Origin of the sequence: Microcoleus sp. F4-D5 (genome assembly GCF_036704885.1) — a bacterium.
Lineage (GTDB): Bacteria > Cyanobacteriota > Cyanobacteriia > Cyanobacteriales > Microcoleaceae > Microcoleus.
Map to the genome: position 1 here is coordinate 24962 of NZ_JAUBSX010000034.1, position 17620 is coordinate 42581.

Genomic DNA, 17620 nt, shown 5'->3' on the forward strand with positions numbered 1-17620 from the left:
TTGGTAATTGGGCGTGGGGATAGTGCGCGAGTTTTGAGCGGTGAATTCTTTAACTTAAAAACTCACCGACTTAAAATTCAGAACTTTTTTACCCGTTACCCGTTGATTAACTTTTAGCTGATTTTTCCTGTGGCAAGGTAATGCCCAAGCGTTTTTGTAAAGCTTCAATCACTTCTTCAGCAGACTTCTGCCCGAAGTTTTTGATCTCGAGCAAGTCTTCTTGGGTATAATCCAATAAGTCTGCGACTGAGTTGATCTGAGCCCGCTTGAGACAGTTGTAAGCTCGGACTGACAACTGCAATTCTTCGATCGGAATTTGGCTAGTAGGATCGGCTTCACCTGGATACTCTGGTTTGAGAGAATCTTGAGTGATGTCTTTGAGAGGTGCAAATAAATCTACCAGGATGTGGGCAGATTGACTCAAAGCTTCTTGAGGAGTCACGCTGCCATCAGTCCAGATTTCCATAATCAGCCGGTCTTTCTCGACCGTGCCGCCTACCCTAGCATCTTCAACGCTGTAGTTGACTCTGCGAATCGGCATAAATATGGCGTCTATTTGGAGGAAATCCAAAGCCGACCCATCATCCCGACTGCGGTCTACTGCTCGGTATCCGATGCCTTTTTCAATTCTGAATTCCATTTCCAGAACAGAGCCAGGGGATAGAGTTGCAATGTACTGGGAGCGATCGATCAATTCCACCTCTGAGGGCAAATCGAATCGATCGGCCGTAACTGTGACGGGGCCCTCAATCCGCAACCTGCCGATTTGCGGCTGCTGAGAATGAGTTTTGAGGACGACCTCTTTCATGTTCAGGAGAATTTCTAGAACGTCCTCGCGTACCCCTTCGATCGTGGCAAACTCGTGATTGACGCCCGCGATTCGGACTGAAGTTACTGCCGTTCCTTCCAAATTTGACAGCAGAACTCGCCTCAGCGCATTCCCAACAGTTGTTCCCTGACCGCGATCGAGCGGTTCCAGGACAAATTTTCCGTACTGACTGCGGTCTTTGTCAGTGTTAGACTCTATACATTCAATTTGAAACTGCGCCACGGAGTGACCTCCCTTTTCCACTTTGGATTTTTGATTTTGGATTTTAGATTGCAGAGCATACCCCTGAACGGATTTCGGATTTTGGATGGACGGGGCAACAGTTAGAACCATTAGTTTTTGACTTTAAGCAGTTAGCCATTATCCAAAATCTAAAATCTAAAATCTCAAATCGTTTTAGACTCTACGCCGCTTGGGAGGGCGACAGCCGTTGTGAGGAATTGGGGTAACATCTCTAATCAGGGTAATTTCCAGTCCCGCCCCTTGCAGCGCCCGAATAGCAGTTTCTCGACCTGCTCCCGGCCCGCTCACCATTACTTCTATTTGGCGCATTCCTTGGTCGTTTGCTCTGCGGGCAGCACTTTCGGCTGCTGTTTGAGCTGCAAAGGGAGTCCCCTTCTTAGCTCCTTTAAAACCGCTGGAACCTGCTGATGCCCAGGATATTACTTCCCCGTTGAGGTCGGTAATAGTCACAATTGTGTTGTTAAAGGTAGACTGGATGTAGCCTACCCCATTGGGTACATTCCGTTTCTGCTTTTTTGCACCAGATTTCTTGCCTGTTTGTTGTCGCGCCATATTAGTCTCTTTAACGTTTCTCTCAACTAATGTCCCGAAGCGCTAGGAGCCAGCAGCCCCCAGCGTATTTTCCCCAAAAAGATGTTACTTCTTGGAAGGTGCCTTTTTCTTGCCCGCAACTGTTCGGCGGACGCCGCGACGGGTTCTGGCGTTGGTACGGGTTCGCTGGCCCCGCACCGGCAGACCCAAACGGTGACGCCGACCGCGATAAGTTCCGATGTCCATCAGGCGCTTGATGTTCATTGACTCCCAGCGCCGGAGGTCTCCTTCGATTTGGTAGGTGGTTTCTACATGAGTCCGCAGAGCAGTCACGTCGGCCTCTGTTAAATCCTTGACGCGAGTGTCAGGATTTACGCCTGTTGCAGCGATAATTTGTTGGGCCCTCGACAAGCCTATTCCGTAAATGTATGTCAGACCTATTTCGACGCGCTTATCGCGTGGAAGGTCTACCCCGGCAATCCGTGCCACACTTTTTGTCTCCCTAGTTTTCCTGTTTGGCTACAATGTTCAATTAGGATGCACCTGCGTGCATTGCCCAATCTTCCTTTTTTCTAACCTTGGCGCTGTTTGTGTTTCGGGTTAGTGCATATCACCATCACTCGACCGCGACGGCGGATGACGCGACATTTCTCACAAATTTTTTTGACAGATGCTCGAACTTTCATCTTTCTTCCTGCCTGGAGAACCCCGCTCTACCGCAGAGCAGGCACGCTGGGACTGCCCGTAGAGCGGTGGGAGGAGAGGCTGGGCAAGGTGTAGGCCTCTCCTCGATTAAATTGTATAAAGTGCGGGTTGTTTCATGAAGGAGCCCGCTTGCACCCATTCCCATTGCTGGGTAAAGTTCGCCTGCGCCAGAGTGTTGGCGAGCTATACTTTTACGGTGTAACAATGACTTAACCCGGTACACCGGTGGGTTGTTGACGCCCTTCTCGGCAACACTACAAACGTAGCATTATAGCATAAATTTGAAGCTTTTTACCAAATTCTCTCTAAATTAAACTTAGAATTAGTTTTTAGAAAGTTTTATCTAAGCCTATTTTTTCCGAAGGCGATAAGTAATCCTGCCTTTGGTCAAGTCGTAGGGAGTCAATTCGACCTTGACGCGATCGCCAGGCAGAATTTTGATGTAGTTGCGGCGGATCTTGCCTGAAATGTGAGCTAAGACGTTAAACCCATTATCTAGGTCAACGCGAAACATCGCATTAGGCAGGGATTCCGTCACTGTCCCTTCCATTTCTATTAAATCTTGCTTAGACAATTTGGTACTTACCTCAACTCTACATTTGATTAACTAGGAGTGTCCGGGTTCGCCTTGACAACCTATTGATTGGTAGGTGTCAAACCAGCACCGGGGAAAGGGAGACTCGATCGACTTAAAGACTCAACCAACTGCTAACTTTAGTGAGACTCAAATAAAGTTAGGGCAATTAGAATTGATAGACCTCAATCTTGGAACTAGCAACCCTCAGAAAACCAAATAGCACAAAAAGCTCCTAGTTAACACATCTTAGCAAAAGTTGTTGGGGCTGACAGGCTCGATTGAGAAGGCTCAAGAGTTTCCTGAGAGAGCCTTTTGAAGTTCTGCGGTAACTTCCTGCATCTGGCGATCGCCATCAACCGCAACTAACTGTTTGCGGTTTCTGTAAAACTCAATCAAAGGTTCAGTTTGCTCGCGGTAAACTTGCAAACGGCGGCGAATCGTCTGTTCGTTGTCATCCTCACGCCCCCGCGACAGCAGGCGAGCCACCAAAACATTGTCAGGTACGTCCAAATTGACAGCTTTGATCTCGCAGCCCTTTCCAGACGAACTTGCCCCACCGCCAACATCGGAGAGCAGTTTGTCAAAAAAAGCTGCCTGCGGAACTGTGCGGGGAAAGCCGTCGAGAATCCAGCCAGCACTGGCATCTGGCTGATTCATGCGTTCTTTCACGATATCCATCAATAACTCGTCAGGAACCAACTCTCCCCGATCCATGTAGGACTGTGCCTTTTGACCCAAGTCAGTTTTGGCAACTACGCAGGCGCGCAGGATATCACCTGTAGAAATGTGGGGTATTTTCCAGAGAGCGGCTAATATCTGAGCCTGAGTTCCCTTTCCCGCCCCAGGAGGTCCCATGAAAATAAATTGCATTGCGATTACTTCACCATTCCTTCATATCGCTGGGAGATGACGTAAGTTTGAATTTGCTTAGCAGTTTCGATCGCGACACCTACTAAAATCAGTAGGGAAGTTGCGCCAAAACCTCTAAAAGTTTGCACTCCGATCGCACTTTCGACAGCCGTTGGTACAATTGCCACCAGACCTAGAAATATGGCTCCCAAGAAAGTCAAACGGTTCAAAACCTTCTCCACGTAATCGCTGGTTTTCTGACCCGGACGAATCCCAGGAATGCTGGCACCCATTTTCTTCAAGTTCTGAGACATATCTACGGGGTTGACAATCAACGAAGCGTAGAAATAGCTAAAGAACAGAATCAAAGTCAGATAAAACAGCGCGTAAGCCCAAGGTGTCGGCCCGTTCGGACTCAAAACATTAGCCACTTGAACCAAAAACGGGTTATTGAGAGATTGAGCGAGGAAAGAAGGTACGATCAGCACCGAAGATGCAAAAATAATCGGCATCACCCCGCCTTGATTCAACCGTAGCGGTAGATAGCTGCGGCTCTCCCGATAAACTTTGCGGCCGACTTGGCGGCGGGCCGAAATAATCGGAATGCGGCGAGTACCTTCCTGAACAAACACAATCCCGACAATCGTCACCAAAAACACGAGCAGCAGAACGATTACGCGGCCGACTACTTGCGTGTCCCCACTTTGAGCCAATTCAAAAGTTTGTCCCAAAGAGCGTGGCAAAACCGAAACAATGTTGATAAATATCAGCAGCGAAGCTCCGTTTCCGATGCCGCGCTCCGTCACCAATTCCGACACCCACATAACAAACATCGACCCGGCCGTCAGTGCCAAAGCAGTTTGTGCTATGAATAAAGGCGCGGGAGCTTGAGCAAAAGGGCTGACCCAAATCGCAATGCCAACGCTTTGCAGAATTGCCCAGCCCAAAGAAACGTAGCGAGTAATTTGAGAAATCTTGCGCCGCCCTGCTTCCCCTTCATTTTTCTGCAAGTCTTCTAAACTTGGCAGAGCCGCAGTTAGAAGTTGCACGATAATTGAAGCATTAATGTAGGGCAAAATCCCCAACGCGAAAATCCCCAAAGCTGACAACCCGCCTCCTGAGAACAAATCCAGAAAGCCAATTAAAGGGCTATTTTCGACGTTTTGGGCAAAGGCGACTCGATCAATGCCGGGGACTGGCAAGTGGACACCCAGGCGTACTAAAATCAGTAAGCCAATGGTTACGAGGATGCGGCCTCGCAAACCAGCAGCTTGAGCCATCTGCATGAACGTCTCTTGTGCAGTTGGCGCTTTCTCTCTACTAACGTCCATAGTTACGATTTGGGATTTTAGATTTGCGATTTTCGACTAAATCATTTTCTGATAGCAAGCTTGAGGATTTGAGATTTGGACATACTCTCAAACCTCAAATCTTCACGCAACTAATTCGCAACTGCCGCCGGCGGCTTCAATTTTGGTGCGAGCACCTGCGGTAAAAGCCGAGGCGCGCACTTGCAAAGGTACATTCAGTTCGCCATCTCCTAAGATTTTCAGCGGCCCGTCGTCTGCGGTGACAATTTTTGCTTGGATCAAAGAGGTGAGAGTAACTTCTGTGTTTGCTGGCAGCGATGCTAATTTACTTACATTAATGGTAGTGTACTCTTTCCGGTTCACTAGAGGGAAACTTTTCAACTTGGGAAGACGGCGGTAGAGAGGATTTTGACCTCCTTCAAAACCGGGTCTAGTGCCGCTACCAGCTCTAGATTTTTGACCGCGCATCCCTTTGCCGGAGCTCGCGCCTTGACCGGCAGAAATACCTCTGCCCAAGCGTCGGGGGCGCTTTTGGGAGCCTGCTTTGGGTCGGGCGTCTTGCAATCTCATAGTTTTAGTAATTGGTAGTTGGTAATTGGTATTTAGAGAGCGGGTACGCAGTAGTTTTGAGTGCGTGAGTTTTGAGTTGCGGATTTTTTTATTATTCACGCAAGCACTTAACACTCAAAACTTACAGTTTCCCATTCTCGCGTCCCCTAACCGTAGAGGTTTTCTACTGAAATTCCGCGTTCTTGAGCAACTTCGGACAAGGTGCGGAGGGTTGAGAGGGCGTTGACTGCGGCTCGGGCATTGTTTAAGGGATTTCCGGAACCTAGCTGTTTGGCTAAGATATTGCGGACTCCTGCTAGTTCGAGAACAGTGCGAACTGCTCCCCCTGCAATTACCCCAGTTCCCGGAGCGGCCGGCCGCATCATGACTTTAGCTCCGCCACCGTCACCGTTGATGGGGTGAGGGATGGAGTTAGATTTGGTGAGTGGAACTTCAATTAGGTGCTTTTTGCCGTCAGCGACGCCTTTTTTAACGGCACCGATTACGTCGCTAGCTTTGCCGACTCCTACTCCAACTTGACCGCGTTCGTTGCCGATAATGACTATGGCGCGGAAGCTAAGTTTTTTACCGCCTTTGACTACTTTAGTAACGCGCCGGATCTGAACGACCCGCTCTTGCCATTCGGATTCTTTTTCGCGCGTTTTGTTGCTGCTGCTTTTTTTCTTGGTGCGCTGTTCTTTTTGTTCTGCCATAGTTTTGTCCTGTGGGAATTAGTAATTGGTGAAAGGCGATCGGCAAGTGGTAATTGTTTGAGTAAAAAGTAAAAATAGAAGAAATTTGGATTTTGCCTTTTAACTTTCAACTTTTGACTTTTTACTTTTTAATTACTCATTACCCGCTACCCATTACCCCCTCTAGAAGTCTAACCCCGCTTCGCGAGCTGCTTCTGCAAGGGCTTTGACACGACCGTGATAGAGGTTGCCTCCGCGATCGAATACGACTTTGACTATGCCAGCGCTGGAACAGCGTTTGGCAATCAACTGACCGACTTGCACGCTCGCGGAGCAGTTGGCACCAGAACTTAGAGTTGACCTCAATTCTGGATCGAGGGTTGACGCAGCAGCTAAAGTGTGCTGTGCGGTGTCGTCGATTACTTGGGCGTAGATGTGCTGCTCCGATCGAAATACCGCTAGTCTGGGACGTTCGGAGGTGCCGAACACCTTGCGCCGCACCCGGCGGTGTCTGCGGTGGACTGATTCTTTGCGAGTAAGCTTCATTGTTACTTCTTACCTGTTTTGCCTGTTTTACCAGCTTTGCGCCGGATGACTTCGCCGCTGTAGCGAATGCCTTTGCCCTTATAGACTTCGGGCGGACGCACCGCGCGGATGCGTGCTGCTGTGTTGCCTACGAGTTCTTTGTCAATGCCGGAGACAATGACGTTGGTGTTGCCTTCAACTGCCATTGTGATCCCTTCTGGAGGGGGCATTTCAACCGGTTTGCTGTAACCGACGTTTAAAATCAGGTTCCGTCCTTGAACCTGTGCCCGATAACCTGTGCCGATAATTTCCAGGCGCCGCTGAAAACCTTGGGATACACCTTCGACCATGTTGGCGACTAGGGTGCGGCACAAGCCGTGCAGTTGTCTGGCGACGCGAGATTCGTCTCGGCGGGTAACGAGTAAAGTCTCGCCTTCAATTCCCATGACGATTTCGGCTGGGATCACTCGGGAAAGTTCACCTTTAGGGCCTTTGACGGCTACTTTTTGACCGTCTAAGGTGATGGTGACTTTATTGGGAATGCTAATCGGACGCTTGCCAATTCGCGACATAGTTTTTTGTCCTTTGTTTTTAGTTAATTAGTCGTCAGTTGTCAGTTGTTAGTTGCCAGTTGTCAGTTGTTAGCTGTCAGTTTTTAGTTGTCAGTTGTTAGTTGTTAGCTGTCATTATTTGCTACTAACCACTAACCCATAACTAATAACTAATGACTAATGACTGCTGACTAATGACTAATGACTACCAAACATAACAAAGCACTTCACCGCCCAAACCTTGGCGCCGGGCTTCTCGATCGGTCATAATGCCGCTGGAGGTGGAAATAATGGCAATGCCAATTCCGCCTAATACTCTGGGCAATTCTTTACGGTTCGAGTAAACGCGCAGTCCTGGTTTGCTGACTCGCTTAAGTGCGGTGATAATGGGCTTGCGAGTTTTACCTTTGTACTTTAGAGAAAGCACTAAATGTCGCTTGACCCCTTCTTCTGCTTCTTCAAATTCGCCGATGAAGCCTTCACTTTTGAGGACTTGGGCGATGCTGCGGGTCATTTTTGTAGCTGGAATTTGCGTTGTTTGGTGGCGCGCCATGCAAGAATTGCGAATGCGCGTCAACATATCTGCTATGGTATCGTTAGCTGCCATCTTTTGCTTCTTACTCTAGTGCTTAGTTGTCCCGGAACGGCATTCCCATTTCTTTAAGCAAGGCGCGTCCTTCTTCGTCGGTGTTTGCTGTGGTGATAATTGAAATGTCCATGCCTCGAATTTGATCGATGCGGTCATATTCTATTTCTGGAAAAATGAGCTGTTCTCTCAGACCCAAGCTGTAGTTGCCGCGCCCGTCGAAGCTTTTGGGGCTGATGCCGCGGAAGTCGCGGATTCGGGGGAGTGCGAGGTTGATCAGCCGATCGAGAAAATCGTACATCCGATCGGCGCGCAGCGTCACCATAACGCCGACGGGTACTCCTTTGCGGATTTTGAAGCCTGCGATTGCTTTTTTCGCCCGCGTCACCACGGGTTTTTGCCCGGTGATGATGCCAATTTCGTTGATAGACGACTCCAGTGCCTTAGCGTTTTGAGATGCTTCTCCCAAACCGCGGTTGACGGTGACTTTGACGAGTTTGGGAACCTGATGGATATTAGTATATTTAAACTGATCCATCAGTTTCGGAACGATTTTTCCTTGATAAATAACCTTGAGTTTGTCCGGCATAGTTTTTGTGTTTCGTTAACTGTCCCTGGGCTTGGTCAGGGAATTTTTCGATTGTCTGTTCCACCGATGTTAGCTGTTAGTAGTTATGAGTTGAGAAGTCAATTGTCAGAAGGCGGACTAATGACTGATGACTGATAACCAATCACTATTTATCGATGATTTCTCCGGTTTTTTTGAGCTGTCGGAGTTTCCGGCCATCTTCGCTAAATGTATAGCAAATGCGGCTGGCTATTTTCTCTTTTTCGGAATAGTGCATGACATTTGAGCTGTGAATGGGAGCCTCAAACGTGACTATTTTCCCTGATTCTCCCTCTTGCTGGGGCTTGACGTGCTTGGTTCTGATATTTACACCTTTAACAATTACTTTGCTGACTTTAGGATATGTCTTTAAGATTTCTCCGACTTTTCCCTTCTCTTTGCCAGTAATTATTTGAACGGTGTCGCCTGCTTTGACGTGCATTCTGTGGCGCTGCGGTTCGCTAGTTGCTTTACCCTTTTTTCCGTACATTTTAAAGTACCTCCGGGGCTAAGGAAACGATTTTAGTAAAGTTTTTGTCGCGCAGTTCGCGAGCTACGGGGCCGAAAACGCGAGTGCCTTTGGGGTTGCCATCTACGTTGATAATAACGGCGGCGTTGTCGTCAAAACGAATGCTCATACCGCTGTCGCGGCGAAGGCCTTTGCGGGTTCTGACAATGACGGCCCGGACGACATCTGATTTTTTGACAGCCATATTGGGGATGGCGTCTTTGACGACGGCAATGATGACATCGCCGACTCCGCCGTAGCGGCGGTTGCCGCCTCCCAATACGCGGATGCACATCAGTTTGCGGGCTCCGCTATTGTCGGCGACATTGAGGTATGTCTGGGGTTGAATCATGGTGGTTGTTGAGTGTTAACTATTGAGTGTTAACTGTTGACTGTTGATTTTTGACTGTTAGTTAATTGTTAGTTTTCGATCGGGAGATCGCGATGTTGCAATTAACTGTTAGCCGTTTTTTGTCCCAAAAATCTCAGCAACCGTCCAGCGTTTGGTTTTGCTCAGCGGGCGAGTTTCCGTGATTCGGACGCGATCGCCCGATTTGCACTGATTTTCTTCGTCATGAGCTTTGTAGCGCTTGGTGCGGACTACGATTTTGCCGTATTTGGTATGGGAGGAGCGGTTTTCGATTGCTACCACGACGGTTTTATCCATCTTGTCGCTGACTACTACGCCAACTCGTTCTTTAATTGCCATAGCTACCTATTTTTGTTGTGCAATTGACTTTTTTTAGCTACTGTGCGAGCCGAGGCTAGGCTGCTGCTCACTCTTGGCTGACTTCTGCGCTTGGGGCCGACTGTGCTGCCTCTTTAGATGCGGCTAATTTTGCTACCTCTTCTGCCTCAGCAGCGATTTGGCGCTCGCGTTCAACTGTCATCAATTGAGCGACGCGGTGCTTGACGTGCTTGAACAGGTGAGGCTTTTCCATGCGGCCGGTAGCTTGCTGGAGCCGCAATTCCATTAGTTGGCGCTTGGCGGCTAAAATTTGCTCTGCTAGTGCTGCATCGCTTAATTCTCTAGCTTCTTTAATCTTGGGCAAAGACATAATTGTGTGCTTTCTCGTTAGCGATCGGTATTACAGAAGACAGAGTTGTCTCTTAGGCGGAAGGTCGAAGGAAAGAAAAGTTGTGAATGCCAAATTTTAAATTGCTGTAGCCGTTTAAAATGCTGACTAATGCCGACCTAATTCTACCTTCGCTCTTCGCTATGACTGGCCTTCTTCGCGAGTGATGAACTTGGTTTTAATTGGTAATTTGAAAGATGCCAAACGCATTGCTTCGCGGGCAGTTTCTTCATTTACGCCGCCAATTTCAAACATTACCCGGCCCGGTTTGACCACGGCAACCCAAAACTCTGGCGAGCCTTTACCAGAACCCATCCGGGTTTCTGCTGCGCGCTGGGTGACTGGTTTGTCGGGAAAAATGCGAATCCAAATTTTGCCACCCCGGCGGATATAACGGGTCATGGCGCGGCGTCCGGCTTCTATTTGGCGGGAAGTGATCCAGGCGGGTTCGACGGCTTGGAGCGCGAAGTCACCAAAGCTAACTGTGTTGCCGCGGGTGGATTGACCGCTCATTCGCCCGCGCTGTTGTTTGCGGAATTTTGTTCTTTTAGGGCTTAACATGGCGAAAGGGAATTGGGTAATTGGTAATTGGTGATTGCTAATTGCTAATTGCTAATTGCTAATTGGTTTGGAACAACTGACACTTAACAAGTGACAACTAACAGTTAACAATTAGCTAGCCTTCGTTCGATCGATCTTCAAAGTTCTGGCGGCGGCGCTTTTGTTTGGTGCGGGGCACTGCTGCATTTGGTGCAGCCTCCTGTTCCTGTCCGGGAATAATTTCGCCTTTGAAAACCCAAACTTTAATGCCGAGAATACCGTAGATGGTTTGAGCGGTGCAGTAGGAGTAGTCGATGTCGGCCCGCAGCGTGTGCAAGGGGACTCTTCCTTCCCGCGTCCATTCGGTACGGGCGATTTCTGCACCGTTGAGGCGTCCGCTGACTTGAATTTTGATGCCTTGAATGCCGACTTTTTGGGCGCGGGTGATTGCTTGGCGGACGACTCGGCGGAAGGATACGCGCCGTTCTAGTTGCTGAGCTATGTATTCCGCGATCAGTGTGGCATCGGCATCTACTCGCTGGACTTCGACGACGTTGATGCGGATTTGGCGGTTGCTGCCGAGTTGCTGCTGCAAACCGACGCGCAAGGTTTCGATGCCTGCTCCGCCGCGACCTACGACAACGCCCGGTCTGGCGGTGAACACTTCTAGGTCGATTTGATCGGCTTTCCGCTCAATTTTGACCGATGAAATGCCAGCATTGCTGAGGGTTTTACTAACGTACTTGCGAATTTTAAAGTCTTCTTGCAAGAGTTCTGGATAGTTTTTGGGATCGGCAAACCAGCGAGATCGGTGCTCTTGGGTAATGCCGAGGCGAAAACCAATTGGATGTATTTTTTGGCCCATAATAGTTGATGAGTTAATTGGTAATTGGTAATTGGTAATTGGTAATTGGTAATTGGTGATTACCCATTTTTTTCAACTTTAAGCTGTTTATTACCTCTTACGTTTTTCCCTGGTTTAGTTTTCTACGAGCGGAGCTACTACTACGGTAATGTGACAGGTTGGCTTGCGGATTTGGTAGGCACGACCTTGAGCGCGGGGTCTGAATCGTTTGAGAACTGGGCCTTGGTCTGCGTAAGCTTGGGAAACTACTAGCTTGGTTTTGTCTAGTCCTGCGTTGTGTTCGGCGTTGGCTACTGCCGATCGCAAAACTTTGACGATTGGTTCGCAGGCGCGGTAGGGCATGAATTCGAGTAAAATCAGCGCTTCTTGGTAGCTTTTGCCGCGAATTTGGTCGAGGACTCGGCGCACTTTGAAGGGGGATGTCCGGATGTAACGGGCGATCGCCTTAATTTCGGATGTGGTATCTATAACCATTTCGATTTGGGTAATTGGTAATTGGTAATTGGGGAAAAGGTAATTGGTAATTGGTTTTTTTTTCCTACTACCTATTACCTGTCACCTAATTAGGCTATCTTTTTGCCTTTTTATCACCACTTTTCGCGTGACCTCTAAAGGTGCGAGTGGGGGAAAATTCTCCGAGTTTGTGGCCTACCATTTGGTCGGTGAGGTAGACTGGTACGTGCTGTCTGCCGTTGTGAACGGCGATCGTGTGACCTACCATTTGGGGCAGGATTGTGGAAGAGCGCGACCAAGTTTTAATTACTTGTTTTTGGCCGGCGGCGTTGAGTTTTTCGATTTTTGTCATCAGATGATCTGCGACAAAAGGGCCTTTTTTTAGCGATCGAGACATGATTTTTTTAGTGATTCAGGAGTCATTAATCAGGGTTCAGCAGTCATGACTCATCAGTCCTCAGTCATTAGTTAGCAGTTAACAACTAAGGACTGAAGACTGCTGAGTGATGGCTAACTTTGTCTGCCGCCCTTGCCGCGTTTGGAAGATTTGCGGCGGCGCCGGACGATTAAAGCGTCGCTGCGCTTGTTTTTGCGTCGAGTTTTTGCACCCAATGCTGGTTTACCCCAAGGAGTGACAGGTCCCGGACGCCCGATGGGAGCTCTGCCTTCGCCACCGCCGTGCGGGTGGTCTACCGGGTTCATGACGCTACCGCGAACGGTGGGTCTGCGACCTTTCCAGCGGGTGCGACCTGCTTTGCCGAGGCTGATGTTTCTGGCGTCGGTGTTGCCGACTTGACCGATGGTGGCGTAGCAGTCGGCGCGGACTTTGCGCTGTTCGCCGGATGGCAGTTTGAGGGTGACGTAGCTACCTTCTTTTGCCATTAGCTGAGCGCTGGAGCCGGCGGAACGAACGATTTGTCCGCCTTTTCCGGGTACTAGCTCGACGTTGTGGATGCTGGTACCGAGGGGAATGTTCTTCAGGGGGAGGGCGTTGCCGATTTCGATCGGCGCGTCTGGGCCTGAGACAATTACTGTACCGACGTTTAAGTTGAGCGGGTGCAGGATGTACCGTTTTTCGCCGTCTTTGTAGAACAGGAGGGCGATGCGGGCGTTGCGATTGGGGTCGTATTCGATCGCCTTGACGGTAGCGGGAATGCTGTGTTTGTCGCGGCGGAAGTCGATGTCTCTATAAAGCCGTTTGTGACCGCCTCCCCGGTGGCGGCAGGTGATGACGCCTCGGTTGTTGCGGCCTTGTTTGGTGTGCTTGTTGCTGGTTAGAGACTTTTCTGGTTCTGATTTGGTAATTTCAGCGAAGTCCGAGACGGTTTGTTCCCGGGTGCTGGAGGTATAAGGCCGGTAAGAACGGATGCCCATAATCGATCTATTTTAGATTTTGGATTTTGGATTTTGGATTTGACGTTTATCGATTTTAGATTTTAGGTTGAAGATTGCCGATCTTTGGTTAACTTACGAGTTTTCTGGTTCGATAATTTCCACCAGTTAACCGCAATTTAAAATCTAAAATCTAAAATCTAAAATCCAAAATCGTCTAGACTTCTGGGAATAGGAGTTTGCGGATCGAGTCTCCGTCGGTCAGAGTTACGGTTGCTCGCTTGTAAGAAGGTTTAAAGCCGACGAATTTGCCAACTCGACGCTTTTTGCGCGGCGGGTTTTGGGTGTTGACGCCGATGACTTTCACCTTAAATAGTTCTTCGATTGCAGCTTTGATTTGAGGCTTGGTCGCTTTGGGGGCTACGTCGAACGTGAATTGATTTAATTCCATCATTCGGGTAGCTTTCTCGGTGAGAATCGGACGCTGGATCAAATCTGCGTAGTCGCGGGGGTCGATTTTACTCACCGTAAATCTCCTGAATTTTAGCTATGGCTGTAGATGTGACGATAATTTTGTCAGCCGCGAGAACGTCGTAAACATTTAGGGAAGTTGCCAAGATGACGTTTACTAATTCGATGTTGCGTCCTGATAAGTAGACGTTTGGTTGCGGTTCTGGCAAGATTAACAGAACTTTTGTATCTGGTTCGATGCCCCAGCGGGAGATCGCACTCAGCAATTCTTTGCTTTTCGGTCTCGGAAATTGCTCTGCAAATTCTTCAACCACAATGATGTCTTCGGTGCGACTTTGGAATGCTGTCCGCAAAGCGAGACGGCGTTCCTTTTTGTTCATTTTGACTTCAAAGTCTCTCGGTTTTGGCCCGAAGATGACACCGCCGCCCCGCCACAGCGGAGAACGGATCGAACCTGCTCTGGCCCGGCCGGTGCCTTTTTGACGCCAGGGTTTGCGGCCACCGCCTCTGACTTCCGATCGAGTTTTGGTGCAAGCATTTCCTTGACGGGCGTTATTCAGTTGCCGCGTCAATGCTCTGTGAACGATGTGAGACGCATTTTCTTCTTTGGCTACGCGCAGTTCTAAAGTTGTTTCCCCAACTTCTTCGCCTTGCCAATTTCGGACTACACAATTAACCATATCTTTTGTCCTTTGTCTGTTGTTAGTTGTCTGTTGTTAGTTGTCTGTTGTCTGTTTTCTGTCGTCTGTTGTCTGTTCTCAGCTCTTAGTTTTCAGCTCTTAGTTTTCAGCTTTTAGTTCTTAGTTATTGCTTGCTACTAACGGCCAACCACTATCTGCTGATTGCTGACTACTGACTACTTACTACTGACTAACGTCCTACTTTTTTCTCAGGCACAACATTGACTAAGGCGCCAGCTTTGCCGGGAACTGCTCCCTTAATTAGCAGCAAATTTTGCTCTGCATCCACCCGGACAATTGTTAGTTTGCGGACGGTGACTTGAACGTTGCCCAAACGTCCTGCCATTCTTTTCCCGGGATAAACGCGACCGGGGGTTGTTCCAGGCCCGATCGATCCAGGCTCGCGGTGGTTCTTGGAACCGTGAGACATGGGGCCTCGTTTAAAGTTGTGGCGCTTTTGAAAACCTGCAAAACCTTTACCGATGCTTGTACCGATGACATCTACTATTTGTCCCGGTGTAAAGGTATCTGCTTTTAGCTGTTGACCTAATTCAAATGAACTGGTATCTTGCAAGCGGTATTCTTGCAAGTGGCGCAATGGATTTGCCCCAGACTTGGCAAGGTGTCCCAATTCTGGCTTGTTGAGAGCCTTTGGTTTTACTTCGTTGTATCCAACTTGAACGGCACTGTAGCCGTCAGTTTGTTTTGTTTTAATTTGCGTTACTGTACAAGGCCCTGCTTGTATGACGGTGACAGGGATTGCTCTCCCTTGGTCGTCAAACACTTGAGTCATGCCTAGTTTAGTGCCAAGAATGCCTACAGACACGGATTTTTTTCCTTTTATGTACGCAAGAGGTTTCGGATTGCGCTGTTTACGTCAATCCGCTTGCTCTTGTGCAGAAACATTTATTTCAGTGTTCCTGCAATTAACTGTTATCAACCAACAGCCTTCCTCGGTGTTTAAAATTGGAGTTTTAAATTTGGGAGCGAGCTTGTGGAAGTCTTGCAAGGGTTTAGATTTGCGGCTTTTTACCTGCTAAATCTCCGATTTTTTTTTTCGGTCTTGCTTGTTTGCGCCAGGACTTGAGTATAAATATACTCAGTATCCTTTACGGCGACGACAATTCACAATAGTACATGAAGTGTTTGCCGTTTGTCAAGGCCGCGATCGGAATTTTTCGGCTCAACTTTAGGATTTATAATATTTTAAGCTCGCAAGCAGCGATCGACCAAATTTTGATACAGCAGGAAACACAAATTTATGGGACTGATTACGACGGGATCTGATCTGATTCGGGATTTGGAAAAGTCGGGGTCGCTGGCCCTGTACGTTCCTTTAGAGGGAGGATTTGAGGGGCGCTACCTGCGCAGGCTGAGGGCTGCGGGCTACGGTGCGTACACAGTTACGGCGCGGGGTTTGGGCGATTTGGCGATGTATTTGACAGGGGTTCACGGCGTGCGGCCGCCGCATTTGGGCAAGAAAACTACTGGCAATGAAGCGTCGGTTGGTTATACATACTACGTGCCGCCGATGTTGAAAACTCAATTAGACAATTTGCCGCCGAAAGCAAAAGGACTGGTGCTGTGGATTATTGAAGGGCAGATTTTGTCGAGTCAGGAGATTGAGTATTTGACTGTTTTGCCGACGTTAGAACCGCGAGTTAAAATAGCAGTTGAGATGGGGGGCGATCGAGCTTTTAGCTGGAAGCCACTTAAAGATGCTTTAGTTGCAGCTTAAATTCGGGTATTTGCGATCGCAAATCAACTAAAAAAACGCAGCGAGCAACTAACGCTCAACAGTTTCTGCTCGCTGGTTTTGATATTGTTGGGAAAAAATTTAATTAACAGGAAAAATCTTATGCTTCAGAACCGCGATTATACACTCATCATTGACAAAAGCGGCAGTATGTACACGAAAGACCAGATGGGCGGTAAAAGTCGGTGGGCGCTCATGCAAGAATCGACGATCGCATTGGCGAATAAATGCGAAGAACTCGACCCGGATGGCATAACAGTTTATGTGTTTTCCGGTCGCTTCAAGCGCTACGACAACGTAACATCCGCTAAAGTCGTGCAAATTTTCCAAGAAAACGAACCTTCGGGGACTACGAATTTAGCTGCTGTTCTGCAAGATGCCCTGAACAATTTTTTTCAGCGCAAAGCATCCGGTAAGACCAAGCAAAATGGGGAAACAATATTAGTGGTGACGGACGGAGAACCGGACGATCGCAAAGAAGTGATGAAAACGATTATAGAAGCTTCCCGGAAGCTCGATCGAGATGAAGAGTTGGCGATTTCTTTCATTCAAGTAGGGAATGCGCCGGAAGCGACTAAGTTTCTCAAGATATTGGATGACGAACTGCAAAGCGCCGGGGCTAAATTCGATATCGTTGATACTGTCACGATTGATGATATTGAAGGAATGACCCTGACGGAGGTATTGCTGAATGCAATAACTGATTGAGGAGGCGGGCGAAGTTTCCGTGATTATATTGGGGCTAGTTAGCCCAGCAGCATTTTTTTAGGGGGTTTAAGTTATGGAATCGATCGATCGCCTGTTAGGTGAACTCAAGGCAGAGTATCAAGCATCTCAAAAAATTGCTGAGTTAAAAAGTCAGGCGTCGGTGCAAGCACAAGCGCCGTCAAATCCAACATTTAAAACATCAGATATAAATTTGTATGCTAGTCCTTTGGATCGGGATTTAGCTCAAATTAAGGCTGAGTACGAAGCGCAAAATAAAGCTCAGGAAGCAGCTTCACTGGAACGGCTTAAGGCTGAGTACGAAGCACCAAATAAAGCTCAGGAAGTGGCTTCACTGGAACCGCAGCCAGCAGAAAAAGTCGCGGGGCCGCAGTTGGAGGTACAAACGCACAGGCAGAAAGTTAGGCAAGCTCAGGTTTGGCTGAAAAAGTTGGATAAGAATTCCGATGAGGGATATTGGTTCGATCAGTTTGCTTTTAAGTATTCTTCGAGGATAGATGCGGCGATCGACTATTTGCAAGCTGTGAATGAGTTTGATTGATTCAACTACACGGTATTCACAATTTGTAAGGACGTTTTTTGGTTAATTGCCATCTCTATTTTTTGTAAGGACACGGCAGGGCCGTGTCTTTACAAAAGGTAAAATAAATATCACTTGT

General features: G+C 48.3%; 28 protein-coding genes. 3 read left to right on the forward strand and 25 right to left on the reverse strand.

Going from position 1 to position 17620, the window contains the following annotated elements; all coding sequences use genetic code 11:
• Positions 1 to 106: 106 nt before the first annotated feature.
• From QUA80_RS17200 to rplC, 25 genes are all read right to left on the reverse strand, one after another.
• Positions 107 to 1051: a DNA-directed RNA polymerase subunit alpha gene (locus QUA80_RS17200; RefSeq protein WP_332958426.1), complete on the reverse strand. Its 945-nt coding sequence runs from the start codon at positions 1049 to 1051 to the stop codon at positions 107 to 109.
• Positions 1052 to 1225: 174 nt separating this feature from the next.
• Positions 1226 to 1624: a 30S ribosomal protein S11 gene (gene rpsK, locus QUA80_RS17205; RefSeq protein WP_006634980.1), complete on the reverse strand. Its 399-nt coding sequence runs from the start codon at positions 1622 to 1624 to the stop codon at positions 1226 to 1228.
• Positions 1625 to 1708: 84 nt separating this feature from the next.
• Entirely contained in the window at positions 1709 to 2092 is a 384-nt protein-coding gene (gene rpsM / locus QUA80_RS17210; protein WP_333234747.1) for a 30S ribosomal protein S13, read from the reverse strand.
• A gap of 83 nt (positions 2093 to 2175) precedes the next feature.
• Positions 2176 to 2289, reverse strand: coding sequence for a 50S ribosomal protein L36 (gene rpmJ / locus QUA80_RS17215; protein ID WP_015178722.1), 114 nt, complete (start codon positions 2287 to 2289; stop codon positions 2176 to 2178).
• 368 nt (positions 2290 to 2657) lie between these two features.
• The gene (gene infA, locus QUA80_RS17220) at positions 2658 to 2882 is read right to left on the reverse strand and encodes a translation initiation factor IF-1 (RefSeq protein WP_006276978.1); all 225 of its coding nucleotides are present in this window, start codon (positions 2880 to 2882) and stop codon (positions 2658 to 2660) included.
• Positions 2883 to 3173: 291 nt separating this feature from the next.
• Entirely contained in the window at positions 3174 to 3755 is a 582-nt protein-coding gene (locus tag QUA80_RS17225) for an adenylate kinase (RefSeq protein WP_333426355.1), read from the reverse strand.
• Positions 3756 to 3760: 5 nt separating this feature from the next.
• Positions 3761 to 5065 carry a preprotein translocase subunit SecY gene (gene secY / locus QUA80_RS17230; RefSeq protein WP_333426356.1) on the reverse strand — a complete coding sequence of 435 codons (1305 nt, stop codon included), beginning with the start codon at positions 5063 to 5065 and terminating at the stop codon, positions 3761 to 3763.
• A 102-nt stretch (positions 5066 to 5167) separates the two neighbouring features.
• Positions 5168 to 5614, reverse strand: coding sequence for a 50S ribosomal protein L15 (rplO, locus tag QUA80_RS17235; RefSeq protein ID WP_333426357.1), 447 nt, complete (start codon positions 5612 to 5614; stop codon positions 5168 to 5170).
• A 146-nt stretch (positions 5615 to 5760) separates the two neighbouring features.
• Entirely contained in the window at positions 5761 to 6306 is a 546-nt protein-coding gene (rpsE, locus tag QUA80_RS17240) for a 30S ribosomal protein S5 (protein WP_333426358.1), read from the reverse strand.
• Between the two features lie 162 nt (positions 6307 to 6468).
• On the reverse strand, positions 6469 to 6831 hold the full coding sequence (gene rplR / locus QUA80_RS17245) for a 50S ribosomal protein L18 (RefSeq protein ID WP_333426359.1): 363 nt from the start codon (positions 6829 to 6831) through the stop codon (positions 6469 to 6471).
• A 2-nt stretch (positions 6832 to 6833) separates the two neighbouring features.
• Positions 6834 to 7382 carry a 50S ribosomal protein L6 gene (gene rplF, locus QUA80_RS17250; RefSeq protein ID WP_015178716.1) on the reverse strand — a complete coding sequence of 183 codons (549 nt, stop codon included), beginning with the start codon at positions 7380 to 7382 and terminating at the stop codon, positions 6834 to 6836.
• Positions 7383 to 7566: 184 nt separating this feature from the next.
• Positions 7567 to 7968, reverse strand: coding sequence for a 30S ribosomal protein S8 (gene rpsH / locus QUA80_RS17255; RefSeq protein ID WP_190737227.1), 402 nt, complete (start codon positions 7966 to 7968; stop codon positions 7567 to 7569).
• Between the two features lie 22 nt (positions 7969 to 7990).
• On the reverse strand, positions 7991 to 8536 hold the full coding sequence (gene rplE / locus QUA80_RS17260) for a 50S ribosomal protein L5 (RefSeq protein WP_333426360.1): 546 nt from the start codon (positions 8534 to 8536) through the stop codon (positions 7991 to 7993).
• Between the two features lie 145 nt (positions 8537 to 8681).
• A complete protein-coding gene (rplX, locus tag QUA80_RS17265; protein ID WP_333426361.1) occupies positions 8682 to 9044 on the reverse strand; it encodes a 50S ribosomal protein L24 in 363 nt (120 codons plus the stop codon).
• 1 nt (position 9045) lies between these two features.
• Positions 9046 to 9414 carry a 50S ribosomal protein L14 gene (rplN, locus tag QUA80_RS17270; protein ID WP_006634991.1) on the reverse strand — a complete coding sequence of 123 codons (369 nt, stop codon included), beginning with the start codon at positions 9412 to 9414 and terminating at the stop codon, positions 9046 to 9048.
• 108 nt (positions 9415 to 9522) lie between these two features.
• Entirely contained in the window at positions 9523 to 9771 is a 249-nt protein-coding gene (gene rpsQ / locus QUA80_RS17275; RefSeq protein WP_006634992.1) for a 30S ribosomal protein S17, read from the reverse strand.
• Between the two features lie 67 nt (positions 9772 to 9838).
• A complete protein-coding gene (gene rpmC, locus QUA80_RS17280) occupies positions 9839 to 10120 on the reverse strand; it encodes a 50S ribosomal protein L29 (RefSeq protein ID WP_333426362.1) in 282 nt (93 codons plus the stop codon).
• A gap of 159 nt (positions 10121 to 10279) precedes the next feature.
• Complete coding sequence (gene rplP, locus QUA80_RS17285; protein WP_333234754.1) at positions 10280 to 10699, reverse strand: 50S ribosomal protein L16; 420 nt, start codon at positions 10697 to 10699, stop codon at positions 10280 to 10282.
• Between the two features lie 115 nt (positions 10700 to 10814).
• Positions 10815 to 11543, reverse strand: a complete 729-nt coding sequence (rpsC, locus tag QUA80_RS17290) for a 30S ribosomal protein S3 (RefSeq protein WP_333426363.1) — start codon at positions 11541 to 11543, stop codon at positions 10815 to 10817.
• A gap of 114 nt (positions 11544 to 11657) precedes the next feature.
• Positions 11658 to 12017 carry a 50S ribosomal protein L22 gene (gene rplV, locus QUA80_RS17295; RefSeq protein ID WP_333426364.1) on the reverse strand — a complete coding sequence of 120 codons (360 nt, stop codon included), beginning with the start codon at positions 12015 to 12017 and terminating at the stop codon, positions 11658 to 11660.
• 94 nt (positions 12018 to 12111) lie between these two features.
• The gene (gene rpsS / locus QUA80_RS17300; protein ID WP_041623488.1) at positions 12112 to 12393 is read right to left on the reverse strand and encodes a 30S ribosomal protein S19; all 282 of its coding nucleotides are present in this window, start codon (positions 12391 to 12393) and stop codon (positions 12112 to 12114) included.
• Positions 12394 to 12506: 113 nt separating this feature from the next.
• Entirely contained in the window at positions 12507 to 13370 is an 864-nt protein-coding gene (rplB, locus tag QUA80_RS17305; RefSeq protein ID WP_333039612.1) for a 50S ribosomal protein L2, read from the reverse strand.
• Positions 13371 to 13545: 175 nt separating this feature from the next.
• Entirely contained in the window at positions 13546 to 13854 is a 309-nt protein-coding gene (locus QUA80_RS17310) for a 50S ribosomal protein L23 (protein ID WP_332958394.1), read from the reverse strand.
• Complete coding sequence (gene rplD, locus QUA80_RS17315; RefSeq protein WP_006635000.1) at positions 13847 to 14479, reverse strand: 50S ribosomal protein L4; 633 nt, start codon at positions 14477 to 14479, stop codon at positions 13847 to 13849. The genes QUA80_RS17310 and rplD overlap by 8 nt, the downstream gene beginning before the upstream one ends.
• Before the next feature lie 190 nt (positions 14480 to 14669).
• Positions 14670 to 15305 (reverse strand): 50S ribosomal protein L3, encoded by a 636-nt coding sequence (gene rplC / locus QUA80_RS17320; RefSeq protein ID WP_333267894.1) that lies wholly within the window; start codon positions 15303 to 15305, stop codon positions 14670 to 14672.
• 435 nt (positions 15306 to 15740) lie between these two features.
• On the opposite strand from rplC, the gene QUA80_RS17325 reads away from it, so the two are divergent.
• The 3 genes from QUA80_RS17325 to QUA80_RS17335 all read left to right on the forward strand — a co-directional run bounded on the left by QUA80_RS17325 (position 15741) and on the right by QUA80_RS17335 (position 17502).
• Positions 15741 to 16217, forward strand: a complete 477-nt coding sequence (locus QUA80_RS17325; protein WP_333426365.1) for an NAD(P)H-quinone oxidoreductase subunit N — start codon at positions 15741 to 15743, stop codon at positions 16215 to 16217.
• Between the two features lie 120 nt (positions 16218 to 16337).
• On the forward strand, positions 16338 to 16943 hold the full coding sequence (locus tag QUA80_RS17330; protein ID WP_333426366.1) for a VWA domain-containing protein: 606 nt from the start codon (positions 16338 to 16340) through the stop codon (positions 16941 to 16943).
• Between the two features lie 73 nt (positions 16944 to 17016).
• Positions 17017 to 17502: a salt stress protein, Slr1339 family gene (locus tag QUA80_RS17335; protein ID WP_333426367.1), complete on the forward strand. Its 486-nt coding sequence runs from the start codon at positions 17017 to 17019 to the stop codon at positions 17500 to 17502.
• Positions 17503 to 17620: the final 118 nt, after the last annotated feature.